General features: G+C 58.9%; 20 protein-coding genes. 13 read left to right on the forward strand and 7 right to left on the reverse strand.

The genetic code is table 11. The annotated features are described in order from the left end of the window. Window positions 1-505 precede the first annotated feature (505 nt). Complete coding sequence (locus LGM56_RS02845) at window positions 506-1,471, reverse strand: hypothetical protein (protein ID WP_226202700.1); 966 nt, start codon at window positions 1,469-1,471, stop codon at window positions 506-508. Between the two features lie 307 nt (window positions 1,472-1,778). Next, window positions 1,779-3,026, reverse strand: a complete 1,248-nt coding sequence (locus LGM56_RS02850) for a hypothetical protein (protein WP_089498102.1) — start codon at window positions 3,024-3,026, stop codon at window positions 1,779-1,781. Window positions 3,027-3,684: 658 nt separating this feature from the next. On the opposite strand from LGM56_RS02850, the gene LGM56_RS02855 reads away from it, so the two are divergent. Next, window positions 3,685-4,011: a hypothetical protein gene (locus tag LGM56_RS02855; RefSeq protein ID WP_179254863.1), complete on the forward strand. Its 327-nt coding sequence runs from the start codon at window positions 3,685-3,687 to the stop codon at window positions 4,009-4,011. Here LGM56_RS02855 and LGM56_RS02860 read toward each other — a convergent pair. Next, window positions 3,893-4,537 (reverse strand): carboxymuconolactone decarboxylase family protein, encoded by a 645-nt coding sequence (locus LGM56_RS02860; RefSeq protein ID WP_319000747.1) that lies wholly within the window; start codon window positions 4,535-4,537, stop codon window positions 3,893-3,895. The two genes, LGM56_RS02855 and LGM56_RS02860, sit on opposite strands and share 119 nt — an antisense overlap. A gap of 41 nt (window positions 4,538-4,578) precedes the next feature. Between LGM56_RS02860 and LGM56_RS02865 the strand changes: the two genes are divergently transcribed. Both LGM56_RS02865 and LGM56_RS02870 read left to right on the forward strand, forming a co-directional pair. Beyond that, the gene (locus LGM56_RS02865; RefSeq protein ID WP_226202702.1) at window positions 4,579-4,983 is read left to right on the forward strand and encodes a winged helix-turn-helix transcriptional regulator; all 405 of its coding nucleotides are present in this window, start codon (window positions 4,579-4,581) and stop codon (window positions 4,981-4,983) included. 83 nt (window positions 4,984-5,066) lie between these two features. Next, window positions 5,067-5,747: an HAD family hydrolase gene (locus LGM56_RS02870; protein ID WP_226202704.1), complete on the forward strand. Its 681-nt coding sequence runs from the start codon at window positions 5,067-5,069 to the stop codon at window positions 5,745-5,747. Between the two features lie 234 nt (window positions 5,748-5,981). Here LGM56_RS02870 and LGM56_RS02875 read toward each other — a convergent pair whose 3' ends face one another. Further along, window positions 5,982-6,281, reverse strand: a complete 300-nt coding sequence (locus LGM56_RS02875) for a hypothetical protein (protein WP_226202705.1) — start codon at window positions 6,279-6,281, stop codon at window positions 5,982-5,984. A gap of 384 nt (window positions 6,282-6,665) precedes the next feature. On the opposite strand from LGM56_RS02875, the gene LGM56_RS02880 reads away from it, so the two are divergent. Continuing rightward, a complete protein-coding gene (locus LGM56_RS02880) occupies window positions 6,666-7,826 on the forward strand; it encodes an alpha/beta fold hydrolase (protein ID WP_226202706.1) in 1,161 nt (386 codons plus the stop codon). Between the two features lie 227 nt (window positions 7,827-8,053). On the opposite strand, the gene LGM56_RS02885 is transcribed toward LGM56_RS02880, so the two are convergent. The 3 genes from LGM56_RS02885 to LGM56_RS02895 form a co-directional block, all read right to left on the reverse strand. Further along, window positions 8,054-9,193 carry a patatin-like phospholipase family protein gene (locus LGM56_RS02885; RefSeq protein ID WP_226202707.1) on the reverse strand — a complete coding sequence of 380 codons (1,140 nt, stop codon included), beginning with the start codon at window positions 9,191-9,193 and terminating at the stop codon, window positions 8,054-8,056. 157 nt (window positions 9,194-9,350) lie between these two features. Next, window positions 9,351-9,683: a cupredoxin family copper-binding protein gene (locus LGM56_RS02890; protein WP_226202708.1), complete on the reverse strand. Its 333-nt coding sequence runs from the start codon at window positions 9,681-9,683 to the stop codon at window positions 9,351-9,353. Window positions 9,684-9,708: 25 nt separating this feature from the next. Continuing rightward, the gene (locus tag LGM56_RS02895) at window positions 9,709-10,650 is read right to left on the reverse strand and encodes a metallophosphoesterase family protein (protein WP_226202709.1); all 942 of its coding nucleotides are present in this window, start codon (window positions 10,648-10,650) and stop codon (window positions 9,709-9,711) included. A gap of 255 nt (window positions 10,651-10,905) precedes the next feature. Between LGM56_RS02895 and LGM56_RS02900 the strand changes: the two genes are divergently transcribed. From LGM56_RS02900 to LGM56_RS02940, 9 genes are all read left to right on the forward strand, one after another. Continuing rightward, window positions 10,906-12,495: an inorganic phosphate transporter gene (locus LGM56_RS02900; protein ID WP_226202710.1), complete on the forward strand. Its 1,590-nt coding sequence runs from the start codon at window positions 10,906-10,908 to the stop codon at window positions 12,493-12,495. A gap of 79 nt (window positions 12,496-12,574) precedes the next feature. Beyond that, window positions 12,575-14,329 (forward strand): ABC transporter permease, encoded by a 1,755-nt coding sequence (locus tag LGM56_RS02905; RefSeq protein WP_226202712.1) that lies wholly within the window; start codon window positions 12,575-12,577, stop codon window positions 14,327-14,329. Window positions 14,330-14,340: 11 nt separating this feature from the next. Beyond that, on the forward strand, window positions 14,341-15,687 hold the full coding sequence (locus LGM56_RS02910; protein WP_089442051.1) for an AAA-associated domain-containing protein: 1,347 nt from the start codon (window positions 14,341-14,343) through the stop codon (window positions 15,685-15,687). Window positions 15,688-16,437: 750 nt separating this feature from the next. Then, complete coding sequence (locus tag LGM56_RS02915; RefSeq protein WP_226202714.1) at window positions 16,438-18,789, forward strand: type VI secretion system Vgr family protein; 2,352 nt, start codon at window positions 16,438-16,440, stop codon at window positions 18,787-18,789. Between the two features lie 5 nt (window positions 18,790-18,794). Next, window positions 18,795-21,041, forward strand: coding sequence for a M23 family metallopeptidase (locus LGM56_RS02920; RefSeq protein WP_226202716.1), 2,247 nt, complete (start codon window positions 18,795-18,797; stop codon window positions 21,039-21,041). Then, window positions 21,038-21,511, forward strand: a complete 474-nt coding sequence (locus LGM56_RS02925; RefSeq protein WP_226202718.1) for a hypothetical protein — start codon at window positions 21,038-21,040, stop codon at window positions 21,509-21,511. The genes LGM56_RS02920 and LGM56_RS02925 overlap by 4 nt, the downstream gene beginning before the upstream one ends. A 603-nt stretch (window positions 21,512-22,114) precedes the next feature. Continuing rightward, window positions 22,115-22,522, forward strand: coding sequence for a hypothetical protein (locus LGM56_RS02930; protein WP_226202719.1), 408 nt, complete (start codon window positions 22,115-22,117; stop codon window positions 22,520-22,522). 447 nt (window positions 22,523-22,969) lie between these two features. Continuing rightward, window positions 22,970-23,392, forward strand: a complete 423-nt coding sequence (locus LGM56_RS02935) for a hypothetical protein (RefSeq protein WP_226202721.1) — start codon at window positions 22,970-22,972, stop codon at window positions 23,390-23,392. Window positions 23,393-23,658: 266 nt separating this feature from the next. After that, window positions 23,659-24,120 (forward strand): hypothetical protein, encoded by a 462-nt coding sequence (locus tag LGM56_RS02940; protein ID WP_226202723.1) that lies wholly within the window; start codon window positions 23,659-23,661, stop codon window positions 24,118-24,120. Window positions 24,121-24,137 lie beyond the last annotated feature (17 nt).

Here is a 24,137-nt window from a genome sequence, read left to right on the forward strand (position 1 = left end):
ACTCGCTACAGGGCGTAGCCCATCCAAGCGAGCTCAGCCGCCGCTGTGCGGACTGAATGTGCGTGGGAAGGAGCGGTCCGCGAGTTCACAGCCAATCGCTGGTCAATTTGATTTTGCGGCGACATAACCGACTTTCTTTAGGAAGTCTGCAGTGAGCATCCGCGTGCGCGTGCCACTTTTGTCCACGGGCTTTGTCTCGGGATATCCCTCCAATGCGACCATGCCGCGAACGAATCGGCGAGCTTCGCGTCAGAAAACGGGTCGAGTGGTTGCGCAACAAGGTCGAATGCACATCTTTTCCGGCATACCGGCTACCGGAGCCGCTCATGCTGCCGCAGCTTCAGCGCATGTACGAGATTGTGTTCGGTCCGATTCCCGCGCACAACGTCACCCTCGCAAAGGAGCCGAATGTCGTCGAAGAGGCATGGTTAGCTGTCGATTCGGCAATTGAGGAGGGCGACTCGTATTCGATTACGGTATCATTCTTCAGGACATGTGAGGCGCTTCAGCCCTTTTTCGCTGGATTGGCGCATTCGTCGCGCGGCGTTGCCATTGCTTCATTGCCGAAATCATACTTCAACAAGTAGTTGAATAATGCGATGCGAACATGGGTTTCAATTTCCGTGAATTCGCGATGCTCCGCCATGGAAAACCTTGAGAGAAGTCGGTCTATTTCGAGTATTCCGCCGAGGTGAGATATCGAGCTTCTTTTTGAATAAAATTTATTTAGAAGGCTGTTTGGATTGTTTGCGTCAAACTCGGAGAATTTTAACATGAATTCTTTGAATCTCTTCGATATTGAAAAGATGGGCTGGCTGCATTGCTGGCATTGGGCTGGTTTTTTGTCGAGCTTTTTGCTCTCAAAATCCATCAGATTTTCGATGGCGGATATAAGGCCAACAATGGCCATGCTGGCCGAAGTGAGAAAAATTTTACGCATGCTTTGATATAGAAATATTGATGCATTGTACCTTGATCTTGCTTCGAAATTTAGTTTGAAATAGTTTTTGAAAAAAATATCTGCGTCAGGATGGATGGAGACAAAGCTCATGGTGAAGTTTTGTTTCTGTGCCACCCGGTAGGGATCTTTTCTAATCTCCGGGGATGATGAAGTGTCGGAAAATTTCTCAATTTCCTCCTGATCGGATGGTCTAATATTTTTTGTTCCGTCGAAATCGAGATCGAAGTATTGATTTGTGACGATAGAAAGGAGGGAGATGAGCTCCTTTATAAAATCAAGGTGCGCACGCTCGCGCATCCTGTTTTCATGGAAAACTTTGTCGGGGTCATTCGTCGTTACCCTGTTCGAGTGAACACTGGCATACGCCTGGTTGTACTCGATGTCCAGATATTTTCCATTGTTGATTGAGCTTTCCTTTGTGCTTTTGATTATTTGAAATGCGTCGGAATGTCTGTAATGACCGTTCATGATTGAGCCGCTTTTAAGTGTGCTCTTGTATAGATTTCCCATCAGAATATCTCTTTATTTTAAAATTAACAGCCTATTATTGGTTATTTTAATCTAGGTCATGTTTTGCTTCGCCCCTTTTTGGGATCACGCTGCTCCCGGATCGTTGTCGCTCATCGGCTCGTCGATCGAGCCGGATTAGAACTGCCGAGCGGGGAATGTCTGAATACTCACGCGCGCGATGCGCGACGGGCAACGCAGATTGTCGCCCTCCGGGCGACGCACTTCTTTCTGCTTTGCCCCTTACCGAGGCATTCCCGTCTGCGTCGCTGTGATTTGCGTTCCCGTGATAGTGCGTGAGAGCCCTGCTTTAGTATCGATACTGGCGACCGCCCAGACGTGCCCATTTGTCAATGCTTTTATCAATTTCGTCCATGCGATCGCCATTCCCGTCCACGTCTGCTATGAGGGCTACGCTGACGAAACCTGGTTCATTCGCGACAGCAGGAAGTCGCCACGCTTCGTACCGTGTGACGCCTGATTTCGTTCCTGGCGGCGGCGTGGGATTTGGACCCCAGGACGCCGAAATCTCGGGGCTGGTTCTCTGTAATTCGTCGAAATCAATTGTCCAGCGATGATCGGACACTGTACCAAATTCAGGAACGATGCCGGGAAGAAGATAGTCCCGAACAATGTTGTCGAGGTCATGAAGCACGGCTGGTGGGGTCGCCGGATTGGGACGAATGACGACCTCAAGAGCCACTGCAACGACAAGGGGGGTGATGAGCCAATCCCAACGCTTCTTGAAGTCGGCAATTTTGTTCAGCACCTTTTGCTTGAACACCTCTGAACTGCCGGCGGCAATCGGCAGTTCTCCAACCTGGAGTCGAAGCATCGACTCGCCTACAAGCTCTGCCCACACTTCTTTCCCAAGGCCAGTAGCGATGCCTTTCTGGTGACCGTACATCCAATGCAGCACAGGGGTGGCGACGCCGCTACTCTTGAGCAGGGCGCGTTGCGCGTGCCATCGCGTCATTTTCAGGTAAGCGTCGTAAATGCTGTTGCCAAGAAGGCGCCGATTGTCCGCCTCGTTCTCTTTGAGATTACGGAACGTTTTGATCCAGTCTGCCTCGCGGTCTTGTTCATAGAGATAGTCGGGGTTCATCTCGATTGCACGTGCTGCCTCGGCCGCAAGTTCAAGATCGTCGAGCATTGCCGTGAATGGTCGCGCCTCGATGCAGATTGCTGGGTGAGTTTCTCCGTGTCGACAAGAAACGGAAAGTGCCTGGATTTGCCGATCGTCTTTATACAGGAGGTGCTGGCGTGGCCAGGGCACATTCGGGCGTCGCACACCGAGAAGATCCAGCAGATTCTTGGCTATCGTGTGTGCCTGTGGAGCGTTGCGGCTTGTCGTCGCCAGGTCAATTTTCAGAGCGACGTCGCCTGCGAACGTCGATCGTTTCGCAGCGGTTAGCTGATCGGCAACAGCCTCTTGGAATTTATCCCGAGCAGCTTCGGGCATCCTCTTTGACTGCGGCTCAATATTATCAATATAGATATGTACACGCTTTCGCTTCCGTTTCTGATAGCGGGCACGAGCGCCAGCGTCACTCTTCATGAATTCCTTCAACCTGCTCATAGCTCCCCTAGTCACGTTTCCAATATCAACGTGGTCATGTTCGAATAGTGGTCTCGATGTTTTTTATGGCCAGAGACCGTCATTTTATCAAAATAGAAACCGAAAGAAGGTATCATTTCCGCTCTGCGGATCGCGCTGCTCTAGGTCGCGATTCGCTCATCTCTGAACGGACTGGCCTTCGCCAGCCTTGCACATCGCTGACGCTGACGGCCCGGCTTCTAGAACCGGCCCTGTGCACGTCGCGTGCATATGGATCGCCGTTGCCTGTCCAGCCGTCTCCCCTCACTTCATCACCTTGTCCGCGACTGTAGCCCGGGTCCGTGTGCCGTCAAGGTGCGTAGGGCTCTGTCCTCGACTGCGCCTGCGTTCGTGGCAACCGAGCACGAACGCATGAGGTCAGTTTGGCGGCGGGACTACCGAACCAGCAAGGTTGCACGCGAATCATGCGCGTCTGCAGCGCTGGACGGCCCGTTGAGGCGGGGGCCATGTATTGGCCATAACAGTGGGGCCAGCAGTTGTGCTATGAACGGCATTGTTGGCCTTCTGTGGCTTGAGATGACGGAGTTTGTTCCGCGTGCGATCAACGGATCAACGGGCGCGTCCTGACGCACTTTGTTCCCCGCGACCAGGAAGTGCGATGGCGGTGACAGATCCTGGCGAATGCCAGGGGCGCGAGGCGGAGCCGCCGCGTTACGGCTCGATCCGGCCCTCAGGCGGGCTGGTCAAGGATGTCGTACCGCCCCTGGGTCGTATCGACATGCGCGAGCGTATCGAGCACTCGTATCACGGGCGGAAAACCATCCACCTGTTCGACCATCGCCTTCTATTCGTCGCCATGCCAGAAATCAGGGTCGATCCTCCGTGGACAAATCAGGGGAATGAACCGCACATGCCGACGTACGAGACGGAAACCGTGCCGCATGCGCTTCAAGCGGCAGGCGCAGTGCATTCGCGAGATAACTGACCGTCCGATAGAAGCCCGCGAGCATCAGCAGCTCGAGCCGTGCCTCGTCACTGAAATGCCGGCACAGCGCGTGCCACAGGTCATCGTCGATATCGCAGTGCCGATGCAGCGCATCGCACATCCGGATCAGCACCCGGTCGTCATCGTTCCAGCATGTATCGTCTGCCGAGCCGAGCGCCAACGACCGGATCTGTTCGCTGGTCAGCTTCGCCGTCCGGGCGAACACGGCGACATGCACGCCCCATTCGTATTCGCACCCGCAAAGCGCGGTAGTGCGGTCGATGACGATCTCGCGTTGCCGGATGTCGAGATGGCCCTTGTCCAGCAGGCCGGCGGCAAAGAATTTGGTGAACAGGCGCGGATCGCGCGCGAGCGTGGTGAAGAGCCGCAACGGTGGACGGCCCTGCATGATCCGGTCGATCGACGCTGCGATGTCGGGTTCGAACGGCGGTGATGCGGATGCAATACGCTGAGTCATGTGAGCCCCGTGCCCGAGACGATGCATGCGTGGAAGCGTAGGCACCATGCTTTAAAAAGTAAAGCAAAGACGAGGCGTGATCCAAGCAATTGACTCTGCCTGGCTATTGCTTTAAAAAGTACAGCATGACCACACCAAAAATCGGACAGCGCGTTCGCGGATCGAAGACGGGACGACCCATCATGGTCGTGCTGGATCTGCTCGGGCGGCGCACCACGCTGCGCATCCTGTGGGAACTGCGCGGCGAGCCGCTCACATTCCGGGCATTGCAGGAAGCCTGCGAAACGAATGCGCGCCTGCTCAATACGCGGCTGGCCGAGCTCAAGGCGTCGGGTCTCGTCGAGCACGGCGAGGGCGGCTATTGCATGACGGCCGAAGGCCGGCGGCTCGAGGCGTCGCTGCAACCGTTGCTGGGGTGGGCAAAACAATGGGCGAAGCGCGACCCGGACGGGTTCGACGCGGCCGATCGCGGGCAATCCGGTCAGGAACGCTGATCGATCGACACGCGGGCATGTATCGCAACGTCATGCCGGCTCGCGCATCGCGCGCAAGCCGATTTCTTTCAGAGAGTCCTTTCATGCCGATTCGGGCCGTCATCTTCGATTTCGATCTGACGCTGGCGGATTCGTCCGCCGCAATCATCGAATGCACGGAATACGCGCTGCATCAACTGGATGCCGCCGGCGCGACGCCGGCGCAGATCGGTGCCGTGATCGGGCTGCCGCTGCACGAGATGTTCCGCTCGCTGACGGGCGAAACCGAGCCGGCGCGGGCCGACGCGTTTGCGCGCCGCTTCGTGGCACGCGCCGACGAGATCATGGTGCACGGCACGCGCATCTATCCCGAGGTGCCGTCGCTGCTAGCGCGTCTGCACGAGCAGGGTCTCGCGGTCGCGATCGTGTCGTCGAAGTTCCGCTACCGGATCGAGGCGATTCTTGCGCTGAACGAACTGCAGTCGCGCGTCGACGTGCTGATCGGCGGGGAGGACGTGCAGTGTCACAAGCCCGATCCCGAAGGGCTCGTGCTGGCGCTGGCGCGGCTGGGCGTGCCGGCCCGTTCGGCGATCTACGTGGGCGACCACGCGGTGGATGCGCAGGCGGCCGAGCGTGCCGGCGTGGCGTTCGTCGGCGCGGTGAGCGGGATGACGTCGTTCGATGGATGGGCACGCACGGGCAAGCAGGCGGTCGTCACGCATCTCGGCGAACTGGACGCGATCGTGCAACGGATGCAGCGCGATCCGTCCGAAGCGTCGGGCTGACGCGGCCCGGCCCGTCGATCGTCGGGATGTCGACGATCCTGACGATCCGCTTCCAGGTCAGCGCGAGCGACCCACCGGCGGATGGCGGGTCCGGTGACGGATGCCGGGATTCATCCCGGCATCCCGGGTTCGTCAAACTGACGAACCCATGGCGCCTGCATTTCGCTCGGGATTGGCGAAATGGTATTTTCAGGAAATCCCGGATTTCAGCGTAAATGCAGATTCGATCGGATATCAGCTGATCGTGCCGATAATGACGAAACTGAAATTCCGGTCGGTATATTTGCCATTCGAGTCGCCGGTCTGAATCGTGGCGCCGCTGCCGGAAAGTGCCGGGAAGATCACGTTGTCCAGCGTGTTCTGCCCGCCGCCGTATCCCCATTGCGACGCGGTAGCCGCCGGCGTCTTGATGAATGCGGTGCTGAACGAGAGCTGATACGTCCCCGTGCTTTCACGTTTCACCGTGAATCCGCCCGAGCCATCCACGACCGTGCCGTTGCCCTGCACACTGCCCCAAAGCGTAACTTGAGCCATGATCGCTTCTCCTTATCTATTGTTGAAACAATATCGATAATTGAAACGGGATGCCGATTCGGCGTCACATAAATCATCTGGATCGGCGGTTGAATTGTATGTGATGGATTTTTAAAATTTGATCCGGGGTAAATAATTTATTATGATTTTCATTTTAAATATGCGGAATTTGTAATTGAAAGAGCGCACTGTTGCGTAACGTTGGTATTCGGTCGTTGGCCAGGTGTCCCGACGTTCGACGCGCGGTGATGCCGAGGATGGGCGGGCGGCGCGAACGCCGCGCAGAACCGGCCGGCTGACGCGCTTGCCGTAACCGTCCGGCAGCGCGCGACGGATTCTGCGACCATCGCCGTTAAAGTCATATCCGCCACTCGATCCGTTGCCATGTCACTCATTCCCGTCGCCTCTGTAAGCAGCCGGCGCTCATGCGTGTTGCCGGCCACCCGAACCCTGGCGTTCGCGATTTCGGTCGCGGCAGCCATCGGCGTCCTGGGCGGCGCGCGTCCGGCCGAAGCCGCCACACCCACCCAGCGCGAACGCCTCGAAGCACCGGTGAAGGCAGTCGCCGACCAGCGCTTGACCGTCGACACGCCGCAGGGCAGCGCGATGTTGCCCGTCTATGCCGACCATCCCGTCGACCAAGCGGCACCCGACGTGACGCGTGTGTTCATCGTGATTCACGGCACGCTGCGCAACGCCGACGCTTATTACGCATCGGGGCTCCAGGTCGTCGAGAAGGCCGGTGCGGCGGGCCAGGGCACGATGGTCGTCGCGCCGCAATTCCTGACACGCGCCGATACGCGTGCGTTCTCGCTGCCCGCGCCGACGCTCGCCTGGACCCAGGAAGGATGGAAGGGCGGCGAACCGGCCCGCCAGCCCGCCCCGATCAGTTCGTTCACCGCGCTCGACGCATTGCTCGCGCATTTCGCCGACCGCAGCCTGTATCCCGCGTTGTCGACGGTCGTCGTGATCGGCCACTCCGCCGGCGCGCAGTTGCTGCAGCGTTACGCGGTGGCCGGGCACGAAGGCGATGCGCTCGCGCGGGCCGGCATCGCGGTGCGCTATGTGGTCGCGAACCCGTCGAGCTACCTGTATTTCGACGACGAACGGCCGGATGGCCAGGCGATCGCAGGCGGAACCTGCCCGAGCGCGACCGAGTGGAAATACGGGCCGAAGTCGGCGCCGCCTTATGTGGCGTCGCAGGACGTGCGCGATCTCGAAACGCGCTATGTCGCGCGTCATGTCGTGTACCTGCTCGGCCAGGTCGACACGAACCCGTACACCCACTTCATCGACCGCTCATGCGCGGCCATGGCGCAAGGCCCGTACCGGCTCGCACGCGGGCTCGCGTATTTCGACTATCTGAAGAAACGGCATCCTGACGATCTCGCGCAACAGGTCGTCGAAGTGCCGGGCGTCGGGCATGACGGCCTCGGCATGTTCACGTCCGCTTGCGGGCTGGCCGTGCTGTTCGGGCAGGCGTTGCCGCAATCGTGTCCGGTGGTTGCCGGCACGGCGCCGGACCTGCGCGCGGCGGGGCAGTGAGTGGGCGTGCGAGGTCCGCGCACGGTGAAAATCGATCGGTCAGAGACATGCAGGCTCCCGGTTCAGGATGACGGCGTTGCCAGGAGCGCTCGCCATGAACATCGCGATCCTCGACGATTATTTCGACACGCTGCGCGTGACGGTGTGCTGATGGTCGAGGTGAACGCAGCCGGCCGGGCGCGCGTGATCGAGCCGAAGCGCTCGGCGCGCGATAGCGGCGCCGCATGTCATGCCGGATCTTCCGTGATCGGCGGCCCGCTGGCATCGAATACCGTCAGGCCTTCCGTCGGGTCCGTCGGTGTCTCCCACGGACGCGCCGCGATGGCCCGTTGTGCGGCGTCGTAGCCGGCCTGCCGGCGGGCCGCGATGCCGGCCGGCGTGAAATCGATGTCCTTGAACTGATTGTCGTCGGCGAGTCGCGGCGCCGCGAGCTTGATCAGATGCATCGTGGTTTCGCATCCCCACGCGGCGAGCCGGCGCACGGCCGGCGACGCGCGTTCAGCTTCCGGCACGTGCCGCGCCAGTTCGCGGATCACGTGGCGCAGCCGGTGGATCTGCTGCTGGCGCGCGATGTGGCTGTCGGTGCGGCTCGCGTACTGGATGTCCTTCTGCCGCTCCGACACTTGCCAGATGCTCTGGGGCTCGGGGCCGGCCGGGTTCCACATCTGGACCGAGAAGATGATCGAGCTGCGGCGAGGATTGTCGTCGAGCACGACCTCGACCGGTGTGTTCGAATACACGCCACCATCCCAGTAGGGCTCGCCGTCGATCCTGATCGCCGGGAACGCGGGCGGCAGCGCGCCGGAACTCATGATGTGCTCGAGCGACAGTCGCGTATCGCGTGAATCGAAATAGCGCATCGTGCCCGAGCATGCATTGACCGCGCTGACGGTCAGGCGCGGGTGGCCCGCGTTCAGCAGCTCGGGATCGACCAGCGACGCCAGGGTGTCGCGCAGCGGCGCGATCCGGTAATACGACGCGCGATCGACGCCGAGGCGCACCATCGGCCCGAGCCACGAGGCCGGATTGGGCTGGAAGAATCCCGCGATGCCGCCGCCGATGATCATCAGCTCGGCCAGCGTCCGGTTCCAGCCGGGCAGCAGCGGCGCAGTGTCGAAACGGGTCCGTTCGGTCATGCGGCGCCAGAATGCCGACAGCTTCTCGTAACGCTGCGCGGGCGGGTTCCCGGCGATCAGCGCCGCGTTGATCGCGCCGATCGACGTCCCGACCACCCAGTCGGGCCGGATACCGGCTTCGTCCATCGCCTGAAAGACGCCGAGCTGGAATGCGCCCAGTGCGCCGCCGCCCTGGAGCACGAGCACCACTTGCCCGGGGAGATCCATGCGTGCCGGCTGGCTCGCGGTCATGGCTGGCCTCGCTGCGTGTGAGGGTGGGTCGGGTCCGAACGGATCGATTCAGTTTAGGCGATCGGCGGCGCGGGGCCGCCCGCAGTGCAACGGGCGGCCGCGTTTGCTTCGACGTCAGTCGCTTCCGACCCTCGAGCGCGTGTCGTGACGCGCCGCGTCATTCGACCGTGATGGTCTCCTTCATGTACGGGTGAATCCCGCAGAACACCTTGTAGACGCCCGGCTTGTCGAAGCGGAACGAGTACGTCTCGTCCTGGTCGAGCGCCTTCGAATGAAAGATGCCGGCGTCGTTGACGACGGTGTGCGGTTCCCCGTCGAGGTTCTTCCACGTGATCGTCGTGCCGGCCTTGATCGTCGTCGACATCGGCGAAAACATGAAGTTGCGGATCGTCACGAGCGTGCCGTCGGGGCCCTGGGCGAACACGGTGAGCGGGGCGGTGGCGCACAGGAGCAGCGCCGCGATGAGGCTGGATCGCTTGAAACGGGTCATGTCGGTCTCCCTTGGGGTCAGTGCGTCAGGCCAGCGTCGCATCGCGCAGCGACGACGCGACCGGATGGCCTGCGAATTCGACGGTCGTCACGCCGAGCATCGACGGCAGCCGGTCGCGCGGCACGGTGAGCGGCACGGGGCCCGGGCCGTTGCCGGCCGTCGGTTGCGGGAACGCGGTGGAGCGCGCGGTGTGGAACGTCACGTTGCCCTCGACCTTCGACACGATCTGGTGGATGTGCCCGTTCAATACGGTGACCGAACCGAAGCGGCGCAGCAGCGCCATCGTCTGCGGCGCGTCGCCGGTACCCCAGCCCCACGGCTCGTAGATGGTCCACATCGGCATGTGCGAGAACACGACGATCGGCGTGCTCGACGAGCGGCCCTTGAGATCCTGCGCGAGCCACGCGAGCTGGTCGTCGCCGAAGCTGCCGAGCCCGTTCGGCTTGAAGTGCATCACGTTGACGAGGCCGATGAAGTGCACGCCCGCGTGGTCGAAGCTGTAATAGCCGCGGTTGTCCGACGCCTTGCCGAACCGGCCGAAATATTCGGCGCCCGAACCGTCGGTGACGTCGTGCTCGCCGGGCACCGTATGCAGTTCCGGCACGCGCAGCGCGGCGAGCAGTTGCGACGCGTGGTCGAACTCCTCGGGCTTGGACAGGTGCGTGATGTCGCCGGTATGGATCGCCAGCGCGGGCATTGCCGGCATGCCGTTGACGAGGTCGATTGTCTGTTTCAGCGTGGCCGATACGTCGGGATTCGCGTCCTTGTTGAAGCCGATGTGCGTGTCGCTGATCTGCACGAACAGCGGGCGGCCCGCGTTGGGCGACAGCGCGTCGCCGGTCTGAGCGAGCGCGAGGTCGAACGGCGTCAGGACGCCGCCCGACAGCGTAAACAGCGTGCCGAGGCCGCCGAAGGCCATGCACTGCAGCGCCTTGCGGCGCGACGGGTTGGTGGGGGATGAAGACATGTGAGCCTCGCATTCGTGTGACGAAACCGGACGGCCGGATCGTCCTGGAATAAGCCGGCGCCTTCGTGTGCCATACCGGCGCAGCGGCGAATTTATTCCCGCAAGTTACAAGGTCGAACGCCCGTGTTTGCGGCTTGCGCGGCGCGACGCGATTCCTGACAGATGGCTTGTCAATGTCCTGTAAGTGACACGTCACATTTGCGTCACGACCGATCGATAGCCTGCCACTCCGAGTCACCTCTCCGGAGCCCCTTCATGCCGAATCTCGCGGCAACGGAAACCAGTGGTGCGGTCAGCACCCGCACGCGCATCGTCAGCCTCGCGCTGTTTTTTCTGATCATTGCCTGCGGCATCGTCTACGTCGGTATTCATCTCAGCGCCGACCTCAGTCCCGTCAAGGAAAGCTCGGTTCTCCCGTTCCTGCTGCTGATCGTCGCGCTCTTGATCGCGCTCGGCTTCGAATTCGTCAACGGCTTCCACGACACCGCCAACGCGGTCGCGACCGTCATCTATACGCACTCGCTCGACCCGCACCTCGCCGTCGTGTGGTCCGGCCTCTGGAACCTGTTCGGCGTGCTCGTGTCGAGCGGCGCCGTCGCGTTCGGGATCCTGCAGTTGCTGCCGGTCGAGCTGATCCTGCAGGTGGGCAGCGGCTCGGGCTTCGCGATGGTGTTCTCGCTGCTGATCGCGGCCGTCACGTGGAATCTCGCGACCTGGTATTTCGGGTTGCCGTCGTCGAGTTCGCACACGCTCGTCGGTTCGATCATCGGCGTCGGCCTGATGAACCAGATCGTCAGCGGCCCGTCGGGCACGAGCGGCGTCGACTGGAACCAGGCGCTCGGCGTCGGCAAGGCGCTGCTGTTCTCGCCGCTGATCGGCTTCGTGCTGTCCGCGCTCGTGCTGCTGCTGCTGAAGGCGCTCGTGCGCGTGCCGGCGCTGTACCAGGAGCCGAAGGGCAACAAGCCGCCGCCGTTCTGGATCCGCCTGCTGCTGATCCTCACCTGCACGGGCGTGTCGTTCGCGCATGGCTCGAACGACGGGCAGAAGGGCATGGGGCTGATCATGCTGATCCTGATCGGCGTGATGCCGACCGCGTATGCGCTCAACAAGGCCGTGACACCCGATCAGACGAGCACGTTCGTCGCGGTGGCGCGCCACGCGTCGACGACGCTCGTCAAATATGCGGACCCGGCCGCCCGGACGGCCGACCCGCGCGCCGATGTCGAGGCCTACGTGCGCACGCACAAGCTGACGCCGGCGACGATTCCCGCACTGGGCAAGCTCACCGACACCATCGCCGACCAGGTCGCGCAGGCCGGCGGCATCTCGAGCGTGCCGCAGAACCTCGTCGACAACGTGCGCAACAACATGTACGTCGCGTCGGAGGCGATCCGGTTGATGGAGAAGGCGAAGGCGCCGGCGTTCTCGGTCGAGGACGCGAGCGCGCTCGAGGCGTTCAAGAAGCAGATGGACCGCGCGACGAAATTCATCCCGACGTGGGTGAAGGTCGCGGTCGCGATCGCGCTCGGCCTCGGCACGATGGTCGGGTGGAAACGGATCGTCGTGACGGTCGGCGAGAAGATCGGCAAGTCGCATCTCACCTACGGGCAGGGCGCATCGGCCGAGGCCGTCGCGATGCTGACGATCGGGATGGCCGACGCGTACGGGCTGCCGGTATCGACGACGCACGTGCTCGCGTCGGGCGTGGCCGGCACGATGACGGCCAGCGGCGCGGGCCTGCGCTGGGATACGGTGCGTAACCTCGTGCTCGCGTGGGTGCTGACGCTGCCCGCCTCGATCGCGCTGTCCGCCGCTCTGTACTGGGCGCTGCACGGGCTGTTCTGATTCGCGCCGGGGCGCGACGCCCGGCCGCGCGACACGCGGCCGGACCCATCGATTTTCAATTCAACACAAGACGCTACCGATGGATATCAGTTTCTTCGATCCGAATCGCACCGCCAACGCGTCCGCGTGGCGCGTGCTGCCCAACCGCTGGGACGTGGTCGCGTTTCCGCTGATCATCGGCATACTCGCGATGGCGATCGTCGGCTTCCACCAGACGATGGCGCCGATCGGCGTGCTGCAGACGCAGAAGATCTCGCTCGATCCGTCGAACCTGCCCGAATACGCGTTGCGCACCACGCTGCGGATGCTTGCCGCGATGGTTGCATCGCTCGTGTTCACGCTCGTCTACGGCACGCTCGCCGCGAAAAGCCGCCGTGCGGGCATGGTGCTGATCCCGATCCTCGACATCCTGCAGTCGGTGCCGGTGCTCGGCTACATCTCGTTTACCGTCACGTTCTTCCTCGCGCTGTTTCCGGGCCGCGTGCTCGGTGCGGAGCTGGCCGCGATCTTCGCGATCTTCACGAGCCAGGCGTGGAACATGACGTTCAGCTTCTACCAGTCGCTGCGCACGGTGCCGCGCGACCTGAGCGAAGTGTCGCGCGGTTTTCACCTGACGCCGTGGCAACGCTTCTGGAAGCTCGAGGTGCCGTTCTCGATGCCGGGGCTGATCTGGAACATGATGATGTCGATGTCGGGCGGCTGGTTCTTCGTCGTCGCATCGGAGGCGATCACCGTCGGCAACCAGACCATCACGCTGCCGGGCATCGGCGCCTATCTCGCGCAGGCGATCTCCGACAAGAATCTCGGCGCGGTGGGCTGGGTGATCGTCGCGATGTCGGTCGTGATCCTCGCCTATGACCAGTTCCTGTTCCGCCCGCTGGTCGCGTGGGCCGACAAGTTCCGGATGGAAAACACGGCCTCCGGCGACGCACCGCAATCCTGGCTGCTCGACATGATGCGCCGCACGCACCTGATCCATCAGCTGCTCGTGCCGGCCGGCTGGCTGCTGTCGCAGGCCGCGCGGATTCCGCTGCGCTTTCCGGCGCTGAAAAGCACGCGTGCACGCGGCGCATCGTCGCGCGGCGCGTCGCGCATCGGCGACATCGTGTGGGGCGCGTTCGTGATCCTGCTGACGGCGTACATCGTATGGCGCGTCGTCACGTTCGTCGCGACCGGCGTGACGATGGCTGAAGTCGGACACGTGCTCGTGCTCGGTCTCATCACGCTGCTGCGCGTGCTGGTGCTGATCGCGATCGCGTCGGTGATCTGGGTGCCGCTCGGCGTGCTGATCGGCCTGCGCCCCGCGCTGGCGGAGAAGATCCAGCCGCTCGCGCAGTTCCTCGCGGCGTTCCCGGCGAACCTGCTGTTCCCGGTGTTCGTGATCGTGATCGTCCACTTCCACCTGAACGCGGACATCTGGCTGTCGCCGCTGATCGTGCTCGGCACGCAGTGGTACATCCTGTTCAACGTGATCGCCGGCGCGATGTCCTATCCGAACGACTACAAGGAAGCGACGAAGAATTTCCGCATCCGCGGCTGGCAGTGGTGGCGGCAAGCGACCCTGCCCGGCATCTTCCCGTACTACGTGACGGGCGCCATCACCGCATCGGGCGGCGCGTGGAACGCGAGCATCGTGTCCGAGTTCGTGCAGTGGGGCGACACGAAGGTCGTCGCGCACGGCCTCGGCGCGTACATCGCGCAGACCACCGCCGCCGGCGATTTCCCGAAGATCATCCTGGGCATCGCCGTGATGTCCCTGTTCGTTACCCTGTTCAACCGTCTGTTGTGGCGTCCGATGTACGCCTATGCGGAATCCCGGCTCCGTCTCGATTGAGAGTAAGCGCGATGCAAAATTCGACCGTTATCAACGCCCCCGCCAAGACGTCCCAGCCGCTGCAGCCGCCGCGCCTCGGTGACGAAATCCTGCGCGTCGAGCACGTGAACCGCGGCTTCAACAAGTCGCAGGGCGAATTGCTCGTGCTCGACGATGCGAACCTGTCGCTGCGCGAAGGCGAGATCGTCGGGCTGCTCGGCCGTTCCGGCTCGGGCAAGTCGACGCTGCTGCGCATCATCGCCGGGCTGATCGAGCCGACCGGCGGCGAGGTGACCTATCTCGGCCAGCCGCTGCGCGGCCCGGCCGAAGGCGTCGCGATGGTGTTCCAGACCTTCGCGCTGTTCCCGTGGCTCACCGTGCTGCAGAACGTGGAAGCCGGCCTCGAGGCGCTCGGCGTCGGCGCACGCGAGCGGCGCGAGCGTGCGCTGGCCGCGATCGACCTGATCGGTCTCGACGGCTTCGAGAACGCATACCCGCGCGAGCTGTCGGGCGGCATGCGCCAGCGCGTGGGCTTTGCGCGCGCGCTCGTCGTCGATCCGACGATCCTGCTGATGGACGAGCCGTTCTCCGCGCTCGACGTGCTGACGGCCGAGACGCTGCGTACCGACCTGCTCGATCTGTGGACGCAAGGCCGCATGCCGATCAAGTCGGTGCTGATCGTCACGCACAACATCGAGGAAGCGGTGTTCATGTGCGACCGGATCCTCGTGCTGTCGTCGAACCCGGGCCGTGTGATCGCCGAGATCAAGGTACCGTTCAAGCATCCGCGCAACCGGCTCGACACCGATTTCCGCAAGCTCGTCGACGACATCTACGCGAAGATGACGGCCCGCCAGACCGGCGAGGCGACGAAGAAGGGGCTGGAGCTCGGCAGCTGGATGCCGCGCGTGTCGACCAACCTGATGGCCGGCCTGATCGAGACGCTCGCGATGGCGCCGTACCATGGCCGCGCGGACATGCCGGAAATCGCGCGTACGCTGCATCTGGAAGTCGACGAACTGTTCCCGATCGCCGAAGTGCTGCAGCACCTCGGTTTTGCGGACGTGCGGGAAGGGGACGTGTTCCTCACGCCGCCTGCCCGCGTGTTCGCGGAATTCGGCACGCAGGAACGCAAGCTGATGTTCGCGGATCATCTGCTGAAGCACGTGCCGCTTGCTGCGCGGATTCGGAAGGTGTTGAACGAGCGCCCGGGCCATCGGGCGCCGCGCGTGCGCTTCGAGCAGGAGCTGGAGGATTTCCTGTCGGACGAAGCGGCCGAGGAAACGCTCGATGCGGTGATCGACTGGGGCCGTTACGGGGAAGTGTTCTCGTACAACGACAAGACGGAGGTGTTCAGTCTCGAGGATGTCGAGTCGTGAAGTCTGGAAGTTGATTCATGCGGTGCGACATCCGTCCGTTATCGATGTCGCACCCACGTCGTAGCCTGCTGCATAGCCGGGCAGGGTTGCCGACGGGCTTGACCGTGACGGTTCCGGCCTGCCGACGAAGGAGCGAGCCGACCAGATCGGCGACGAATCCGGGCGTCATTCTGGCATGAGTGCAACCCCCTGCCATGCCACTCTCTGACCGCACTGCCGGTCTGACGGCCTCGATTAGCCATATCAAAAATGGCAAGTTCGAATCACAACTATCGCGTGACAATTTTCTACATTGTTCGATTCGATTATTCGCGGGGATAATCGTTCGTTGTCGTATGGTGGTGTGGATTGCGAGGATGATTTATTGAATGATTGTCGAGTGCTCACTAACTCGAATTTTTTGAAAGATTGATTTTCTCTGATGGGGAATGGCGCTGGAGGGTGACTGCCGCGTACCTCCGAGGAAGTGAGGCTTGCGGGGCCGTTGCTTCACCGAGGACTCGGCTCTGTCGGGGCCATGAGCGGGAAGGTGTCGAGATGTTACAGGTCGATAAATATAAAAACTAATTTAATAAAATGCGACGCTTTTCTTTTTGAATATCGTAAAAGATAACGGCTTATCAGGTCTGGGGCAGTGTGTGTTCATTTCCATGAGCCTATGCTTCACTGACGAGAGCGTAGTGGCACGGCGTCCCCGAATGCATGAATGGACGAGCGTGCCGGTGTACAACCTCTCGTTCAACAGCAGCCATGCTTACCATTCAGGATGTGCTGAAACACCCGGGTTCGGTCGTTACCCAACCGCTGCACCTGGAGATCGCGACGCTGGATGCACCGATCTCCGTTGTGTCCTTCGTCCTGACCGAGGAGATGAATACGCGATTCCTCGCGGACATCACCGTGACGTCGAAGGACAAACGGATCGACGGTGCGGCGATCGTCGGCCGGCCGGCGATTTTCACGATCGAGGAACGCGCGTCCGTTCCGTCGATGGCGGGGATGATCGCTCCGGTTCAGCATGCGGCGCGTACCGTGCACGGCGTTGTCACGCAATGGACTCGAGTCAACGCGTCGCGCGACGAGGCGACCTATCGATTGCATCTGAAGCCGCGTCTCTCGCTGCTTGAAGAGGTGCACGATTCGGCCGTATTTCTGGACAGGTCGTTGCACGAGCTGCTGGGCGACGTGATCGTCGATCGCAGTTTGTTCCAATCCTTCGATGTCGAGTTCGAACTCGAGGGGCTCGACGGGAAGTTGGAACAAACCGTGATGTACGAGGAGACGGTCGCGAACTTTATCGACCGGCATTGCCGGCGCGCGGGCGTCTACTACTACTTCAAACAGGCCAGGAAGGAGGACGGCCCGCAACGCGATACGTTGGTGTTCAGCAATACGCCGCGCGGCTACATGCGAGCGCTCGAGGTGCCATTGCTGCCGCATTCCGGCCTGGTGAGCTGGCACGAGGCGATTCTGACGCTGGAAGTCGCGCGTGCGCTGGTGCCGCAGAAGGTGCGCGAATGGGATCACAACTACCGCATACCCGACGATCCGCTACAGGTCGAGGCGGTCGTGGCCCACGACGACCGCTCGGTGTATGGGAGCGTGAACCGCAGCATCGAGCATTTCCACTCGGTCGAAGAAGGGCAGGCGCTGGCCGACGCGCGGCGTGACGAACTGCTCACGCGGCAGATGCGGCTAGCGGGTACGAGCAACGTCATTGGCATGACGCCCGGCATGGTGGTGCGGATTGCCAATGACGTGGTGCCGGAGGCGCCGCACGGGATGGTGATCACGAAGCTCGTCACGACCGGCAGCCGCAGCCAGTCGGTGATCAACACCTTCGAAGCGATTCCCGCGCACCAGACCTATCGGCCGGAATATGTTCCGGAAAAGCACTGGCGATGGGTCACCGGCATGCTGATCGGCGTGGTCGAATCCGGCGACGACGAGCCGTACGCGTGGATGGATGAATACGGCCGCTATCGCGTCAGGCTCCTGTTCACCCGGCACAGCGGCAAGCGCGGCACGAACAGCATGCCGTTGCGCCTGCTGCGTACGTCTGCGTCGTATCAAGGCGGCCTGCACATCCCTCTGCTGCCGCGGTCGGAAGTACGCGTCGTCGCGACGCACGGAAATTGCGATCGCCTGCTTATCGCTGGGGCCCTGCATGACTATGCGCATCGGGACCTCGTGCATGGCAAGGAGGGCTGGTACAGCCGCGCTGTGTTCCGCTCCCCGCTGCTCGGCAACAAGCTGCGTTTCGAGGATTTGAAAGACCACGAGGGCATCCGCCTGGCGACGGTGTTCGGGCAGTCGTCGCTCAACATGGGTTGTCTCGTCGACAGTGAGAAGAACAAGCGCGGCGAGGGCTTCGAGCTGACCACGCAGGACTGGGGCACGCTGCGTGCGCCGAAGGGGTTGTTCGTCTCGGCAGATGCAGCAGGCGGGTCCGGGAAGCCGCACCTCGATATGCCCGCTGCTGTCGCGCAACTCAAGGCTGCATTGCAGCGTGTAACGGACCTTGCGGCTGCGGCGACGCAGGTCAAGGCCGATCCTGCGGACCGCGCGACGCAGGCGGCGCTGTTGGACGGCCTGAATCAGCTCCGCGACGCGGGGTTGCTCGCGAGTGCACCGGGCGGCATGGCATTCGTGACACCGAAATCGGTGCAGCACTCGGCGGGCGAGAACGTGATCGTCACCGCAGGTCAGAACCTGGACGTGAGTGTCGTCAGGCGGCTGCGCATGGTGGCGGGTGACCTGATCTCGCTGTGCGCGCACAAGCTCGGTATCAAGATTTTTTCGAAAGGGAAAATCGAACTGCAGGCGCAACGCGCGTCGATGGATCTCTTCGCCGACGAGCAATTGCATGTGTCGAGCGCCAGCGCGAATGTGCTCGTGAGCGCCAAGACTGGGGCGATGGTGGCCAGCGGCGGCGCGTCGATGACCATCGAGAAAGGCAATGTCGTATTCAACTGTCCGGGTGAGTTTCGTATCAGGGCTGCCTCGTTCACGTTCGAAGGGCCACGCAATACGTCCATCAGCTTGCCGCAACTGCCGGTGAGCGACTACCAGCCCAGCGACAAATACAGCCACACACGGTAACGATCATGATTATCAGCCCACCATTTCTTCCCAAAGCCGGTTTCGCGGCCCCGACCGGAGCGAACCCCGATCCGATGATGGACGCTGTTGACAAGTTCGAATGCGATCACGGCGTCTATCCGATCGCCCACGATCGGCGCTGGCATTGTGGCGTGCATCTTCAACCCGATACGAAGGGCAAGGTGCACGCGATTGCCGACGGGGAAGTCGTTGCCTATCGCGTCTGTCAGCATGCCGTTGACAGCGGAAAAAGCCATGCGGGATTTGTGTTGCTGAAGCATTCGACCGAGACGGGTGAAGGTCGTACGCTGACCTTCTATTCGCTGTACATGCATCTCCTGCCGCTGGCGGAGTATCAGGAGCACGGGGCGAATGCCGAGGCGATGCCGGAGTTCCTGCGCATGCCGACTGGTTTGGTGGACATGGGGGCGGTGGCGCCGGCGGCCTCCGGGGACGGTAAGAAGGTCAGGCGCAAGGACGTGGTGGGGTGGCTTGGCACATATGAGGATATGCCGCATTTGCACTTCGAAATTTTCATGCTGCCGGAGGATTTCGATGCCTATTTCGGGAGCACGCAACTGGGGAACAGCACGCCCACCCCGCCGGATGGAACAGACTGGTGGGGGCACGCGTATTTCATCATTCCGGCAGGCAGCAACTTTCGTCGTTTGCCTGAGAAGGCCGATGCTCGAAGCAAACTGCACGGGATTGAGTTCAAGCCGGGTCACGAGGGCTCGAACACATTACCGTTGCTTGTCGAGACCTACTTCAGCCTCGGCTCGAAATACACCAGGGCATGGAGCGTTGCGCAAGACGGCAGCCGCACACTGCTCACGCCGCAACCCGTCGAGGAAAAGGACTACGAGTACGACCTGTACAAGCGTGCGACGGCGCTTTATTCATCGTGTCCGAGCGACGGATACGAACTGCTGCGTTTCGGTCGCATCCTGTCTCCGTCTCAAACATTGGCGGAAGATGCGCGAGCGACGTGGATGCGGATCAATTGGGCGGCAGACAAGGCGGGCTACATCGATATTAATGATCCAAGTATTCAGAAGTTTTCCGATGCGGACTTCCTGTCTCCAGTGGGTTGGCAGAAGATCAGCGAAGACAATACACCGTTCGGTAGCGATGGACTGTGCGATGTGGATGCACTGAAGACAATACTGAACGATGCCGCTCCGCATGAAGTACCCGCGGTGGCGGGAGAAACACAGGAAGATCACAAGGCGAGAGTGCTGTCGGCCTATGTAAATCGTGACGCCGAGATACGACAGCAGTTACGCAGCCTTGTCTGCAACGCGCCGAGTGAATGGGACAGCACGAACAACGAGGCGCGCTATGCGAGATTGCTCGATGAGGATGGCTTCTACCACGGTAATGAGACGGGTTACCAGAAATTCCTGGAGTACCTGAATAAAGTTCAGTTCTGGGACAGAACGGGGCTGCCGGAGGGGCTGGAGCTGTGGTTTTTTCACCCGCTTGCGTTTATTCGGCATTTCAGAAGAAGTGGGTGGCTTTCGGAAGCCGATCTCTCCCAAATCTACCCCGAATCAAAATACCGGGCCGTTGGGAAGACTGGGAAAGAATACAAAGAGAAATATCGAGCCAACATCAATGTCGTAATCAGAAAGTATGGATTGAGCAATTCGATTAGATGTTCACATTTTTTCGGCCAATGTGCGATTGAGTCATTTTATATGATGGCACCAAGGGAAAGTTCGATATCGGTCGGAATCGCTATTAAAAAAAATCACATCTCCGTCATGCCGGAAGAGCGTGGTTATCTACGTTCTCCTCCAGCCGCGGCGGCAGATGTCAAAAGCTTCTTGCGCTACGAGGGGAAGCTGTCCCTTGGTAACACGGACGCCGGAGACGGTGTGAAGTTCCGCGGCAGAGGATTTAAGCAACTTACAGGTAGGTATAATTATTCCGAGTATTGGGTTTATCGAGGGTGGCTCAAATCAAACTCTTACGACCATGCTTGGTTCAAGAAAAAGATTAATGGCAATTTTCTTCCTGGCCCTGAAATTATAAATCCAGAATTCGTTGGGGATGACGCTTATGCGGCCGTCGACACGGCCGGATTATTTTGCGTCAGGTATCTTGTCACGAAGGCTTCCGACGGTGGCGTTACGGAGAAGGTGTCGGCGGCAGTTTCAAAAATTGTCAACCCTTTTGACAAGGAAAGTCCGCCAGAGCGTTGGCGGGAAACTCTTGAGGCAAGCAAAGTGCTGGGGGAATGGGTGTGAGACGATATGTTTTTGCCGTTTCGGTAATGATGTTGGCTGCGAACGCGACAGCAGAAACCATGATTAAGTCGTGCGATGCTTTATTTTCTGCAAAAAGCAGTCATGGGTCGATCGTTATTGAGCGTGCGGGTAAAGTAGTGGGCAAGTCAAAGATCGATCATGAAGTTGATGGCGGAGTGTTCAGTATTGACGACTCGCTATTAATGGTTTATGGATTTCCTAAAAAGGTAAGTAGGAGGAATCCTCAAAGAACTCTTCTTTCCATTTTAAGGGTTCCTTCTGCAACTCTTGTTCGAAGAGAGGAGTATGGGAGTAGAGTTTACGGCGTTTTATTCAGTAATAACCGGCGGTTTGTGGTTGTTGATAGTAGGCTTGGGATAGACGTTATCGATCTAATCAAGCGAAAATCGACGTTTTATGATCCAACCTATACTCCTAATTTTGCGACTCAGAAATGTGGGGGGGATTAATTTTGGCCCGGGAATCAAGTATTTTTCTATTTCAAAGCGATGTGAAGTGGCTGCAGATTCGACTGGCTACTTCTGGATTGAGACTCGCATTGACAAGAAAGTTGACAAGGGTGCGCGATCTTGATGTCGAGGCGTGCTTTCGCTTGATAGGAGGTGCAGGTGGATTGTCCGCATGCCAGTGGTTCTCTCATTATACTTAATGATGTATCAAATTTTCCAGTGAAAAGAGCCTTGAGACGTCAATTTGTCGGTAATTATTGTTTGCGTTAATTTTAAAATAAGGATTCTTGGAAATACTCGAGTTTCTCTTTGTGCCGAGAGGTCTTATGGAGTTGAATTTCGCGAGGGTTCATTGTTGTGGGTAATCAACGTCCTAATGTATTCGGTGTCGCGATAGCATTACTTTTTCTGCTTTCTGTGTCTCGATCACACGCGGCCGATGCTCCGGTTGTCATTGTAGACGCAATAAATTCTCGCGCTGACGAAGGTCATAAATTGCAATCACCTATTATCGACGCTGGTCCTGCGATGAAGGGGGTGTATATTTATTTCATGATCAATACATCTGATGTGCCTGGTTATTCTAAAGGTGGGAGGCCGTACATGCTTGACGCTCATCTGATATTTTTTGATGAAAATCAAGTTTTGCATGACGTGTTATTTGATCGTTATGTGAAGGATGACGGGGTTCCAGAAATTTCTAGTGTATTTTTTGTGAATGCCGATTGCGATAGAAAAAATAAGGAGATTGTTGTTTTGGTGCGTACTCCTCTTAATCATTATGATTACGGAGGGGACTATTACGACGGCTATGTCTACAAGCTGACTGGCGATCCTCGAACGGGAGTAGTTTTTGCTGGACTGCAAAGTGATGCCAGTGCACCTTTCTTGGATCAATGTGAGTGTGATTTTCGCGATGGGCGATCAACGCGTGCGGGATATAAGAATGCTGAATCTATTCGAAAGGTGCTTGAGAGAAAATATCCAGCTTCCCAGGTGCGCGCAAAATGATTCTGGTCCGTAAGGTTGATTGTATTGCGCCAACGTCATCGTTGATCACTAACCACCATTTGGCACGTGGCTGGTTTTGCGTCACACACTGAGGAGAATCTATCCGATGTTGGATGTGGCAGACAAGTAATCGACGCTGGCATAGTGGCATGCGCCTAGAGTCCGGTGCGAAGAGCAAGAAGCTTGAAGGGGCTGAGTGAAAGAGTTGCACGCACTCAGAGGATTGTGAAAGTGTTGATATCCATGAAATGAATAATGTGAATATTATCGGAATTGTGCTATTTCTTGGGTTGCTTTGGGTTGGATTGCCTCTGCATGCAAGGACTGTTGTATTCGAAAATGGGGTCAAGATGGATTTGCCAATTTATAAGAACAAGCAAGTCAATCCGGATGGCGCCGTGTGTGTGGATGTGAGTCGGTTGAATGTAATTGCAACCATATGTTCATATGGCAAGTCTGCTGATGGTGCTGCTGGGAATAATGGATTTTTTAAATATAAAGATCTCTCTCTCTCTCTCTCTCTCTCTGGGGCACGTAAGACAAGTTCCTTTGTTGGCAGATGAAGCCTTTGTGTATTCGGAGGGTGGGTATAGCTTTCTTTATCCAACGAATAAGAAAAGAATTGGAGATTTCATTGCATATGAGGTTGTCAATGTGCTCTGTAAGGGTGGTTCGGAGGGTAGGGAGCGCCCAGCAACTTGCTATGTTGCTGCGTTAGTTTTCGAGGGGGATGTCAATATGAATCCGACAGTCTTCGTCTTTTCTATTGTTGATCAGCCGCCCACTTCTGATGGAAATATAAGCAAGCAGGCGGTGAGGAAGATTGGGGTGATAAATTCCATTATTAGATCGATAAAAGTGTATAGATAGTCGAAGGTGTGAGTTTAGGTGGGGCTTGATGTGCATTTTATTGTTTCTTGACTGTCGACGATTTTTTTGTGACGGATTTTTTTGGATTGAAGGATTTTTTCGATGAATAAATCGTCGATGGTTGTGAGGTGCGCGCTGCGAGAGGAGATGTGCCCCATGCTGATAGTGAATGCTTCGGGCGATGGGGTTGATGTTGTTGATCTAATTTCAACTGATTCTTTCGCTTCTAAAGATGAATTTAAAAAGTGCATAGATCGGAGTGGTTTATGAGGGCTGTCAGAGGCTTCGTGGCTGTGATGATGCTTGCGACATCACCTTTCTTGTATGCGGCAGATATATATAAAACTCTCTCTCCATATCCAGGTGAAGTGGCCGTGATCAGTATTGATGGCAGGAATTTGGTTTGGAAATTAACTGGGGGGAATGTGGTTAGGCGAGGGGAGGTAAGTTTCGATACGGATAAACCATTGAGCCTCGAAGTCGGGAGCTATGATTTTAGCGGGCGACTCGGTTTTTTGGTGTCGTATATGGACGATGGAATGGGGGTGTACGAAATTGCAAGAATTTTCACATTTTCCCCGTCGTCATCTGATTTTGTGGAGAGATTTCCGTCGTGTGGGGATGAATTTGTCAACCTCAAAGTGGATGGAAAGAGTCATCTCCTAACCAGCACTTACTGGGACAAAAATATCCCAAAAAGATGTATCACACGATTGTCAGTTGAATGATGAGGGGCAACCTAATT

The organism is Burkholderia sp. AU38729, assembly GCF_020419725.1.
Classification (GTDB): domain Bacteria; phylum Pseudomonadota; class Gammaproteobacteria; order Burkholderiales; family Burkholderiaceae; genus Burkholderia.

Excerpts from the sequence above, each read along its gene's own strand:
- LGM56_RS02845 (WP_226202700.1), bottom strand. The coding sequence starts at position 1,471 with ATGGGAAATCTATACAAGAGCACACTTAAAAGCGGCTCAATCATGAAC.
- LGM56_RS02850 (WP_089498102.1), bottom strand. The coding sequence starts at position 3,026 with ATGAAGAGTGACGCTGGCGCTCGTGCCCGCTATCAGAAACGGAAGCGA.
- LGM56_RS02855 (WP_179254863.1), top strand. The coding sequence starts at position 3,685 with ATGGCGGTGACAGATCCTGGCGAATGCCAGGGGCGCGAGGCGGAGCCG.
- LGM56_RS02860 (WP_319000747.1), bottom strand. The coding sequence starts at position 4,537 with ATGGTGCCTACGCTTCCACGCATGCATCGTCTCGGGCACGGGGCTCAC.
- LGM56_RS02870 (WP_226202704.1), top strand. The coding sequence starts at position 5,067 with ATGCCGATTCGGGCCGTCATCTTCGATTTCGATCTGACGCTGGCGGAT.
- LGM56_RS02875 (WP_226202705.1), bottom strand. The coding sequence starts at position 6,281 with ATGGCTCAAGTTACGCTTTGGGGCAGTGTGCAGGGCAACGGCACGGTC.
- LGM56_RS02880 (WP_226202706.1), top strand. The coding sequence starts at position 6,666 with ATGTCACTCATTCCCGTCGCCTCTGTAAGCAGCCGGCGCTCATGCGTG.
- LGM56_RS02885 (WP_226202707.1), bottom strand. The coding sequence starts at position 9,193 with ATGACCGCGAGCCAGCCGGCACGCATGGATCTCCCCGGGCAAGTGGTG.
- LGM56_RS02890 (WP_226202708.1), bottom strand. The coding sequence starts at position 9,683 with ATGACCCGTTTCAAGCGATCCAGCCTCATCGCGGCGCTGCTCCTGTGC.
- LGM56_RS02895 (WP_226202709.1), bottom strand. The coding sequence starts at position 10,650 with ATGTCTTCATCCCCCACCAACCCGTCGCGCCGCAAGGCGCTGCAGTGC.
- LGM56_RS02900 (WP_226202710.1), top strand. The coding sequence starts at position 10,906 with ATGCCGAATCTCGCGGCAACGGAAACCAGTGGTGCGGTCAGCACCCGC.
- LGM56_RS02905 (WP_226202712.1), top strand. The coding sequence starts at position 12,575 with ATGGATATCAGTTTCTTCGATCCGAATCGCACCGCCAACGCGTCCGCG.
- LGM56_RS02910 (WP_089442051.1), top strand. The coding sequence starts at position 14,341 with ATGCAAAATTCGACCGTTATCAACGCCCCCGCCAAGACGTCCCAGCCG.
- LGM56_RS02915 (WP_226202714.1), top strand. The coding sequence starts at position 16,438 with ATGCTTACCATTCAGGATGTGCTGAAACACCCGGGTTCGGTCGTTACC.
- LGM56_RS02920 (WP_226202716.1), top strand. The coding sequence starts at position 18,795 with ATGATTATCAGCCCACCATTTCTTCCCAAAGCCGGTTTCGCGGCCCCG.
- LGM56_RS02930 (WP_226202719.1), top strand. The coding sequence starts at position 22,115 with ATGCTTGACGCTCATCTGATATTTTTTGATGAAAATCAAGTTTTGCAT.
- LGM56_RS02935 (WP_226202721.1), top strand. The coding sequence starts at position 22,970 with ATGGCAAGTCTGCTGATGGTGCTGCTGGGAATAATGGATTTTTTAAAT.
- LGM56_RS02940 (WP_226202723.1), top strand. The coding sequence starts at position 23,659 with ATGAGGGCTGTCAGAGGCTTCGTGGCTGTGATGATGCTTGCGACATCA.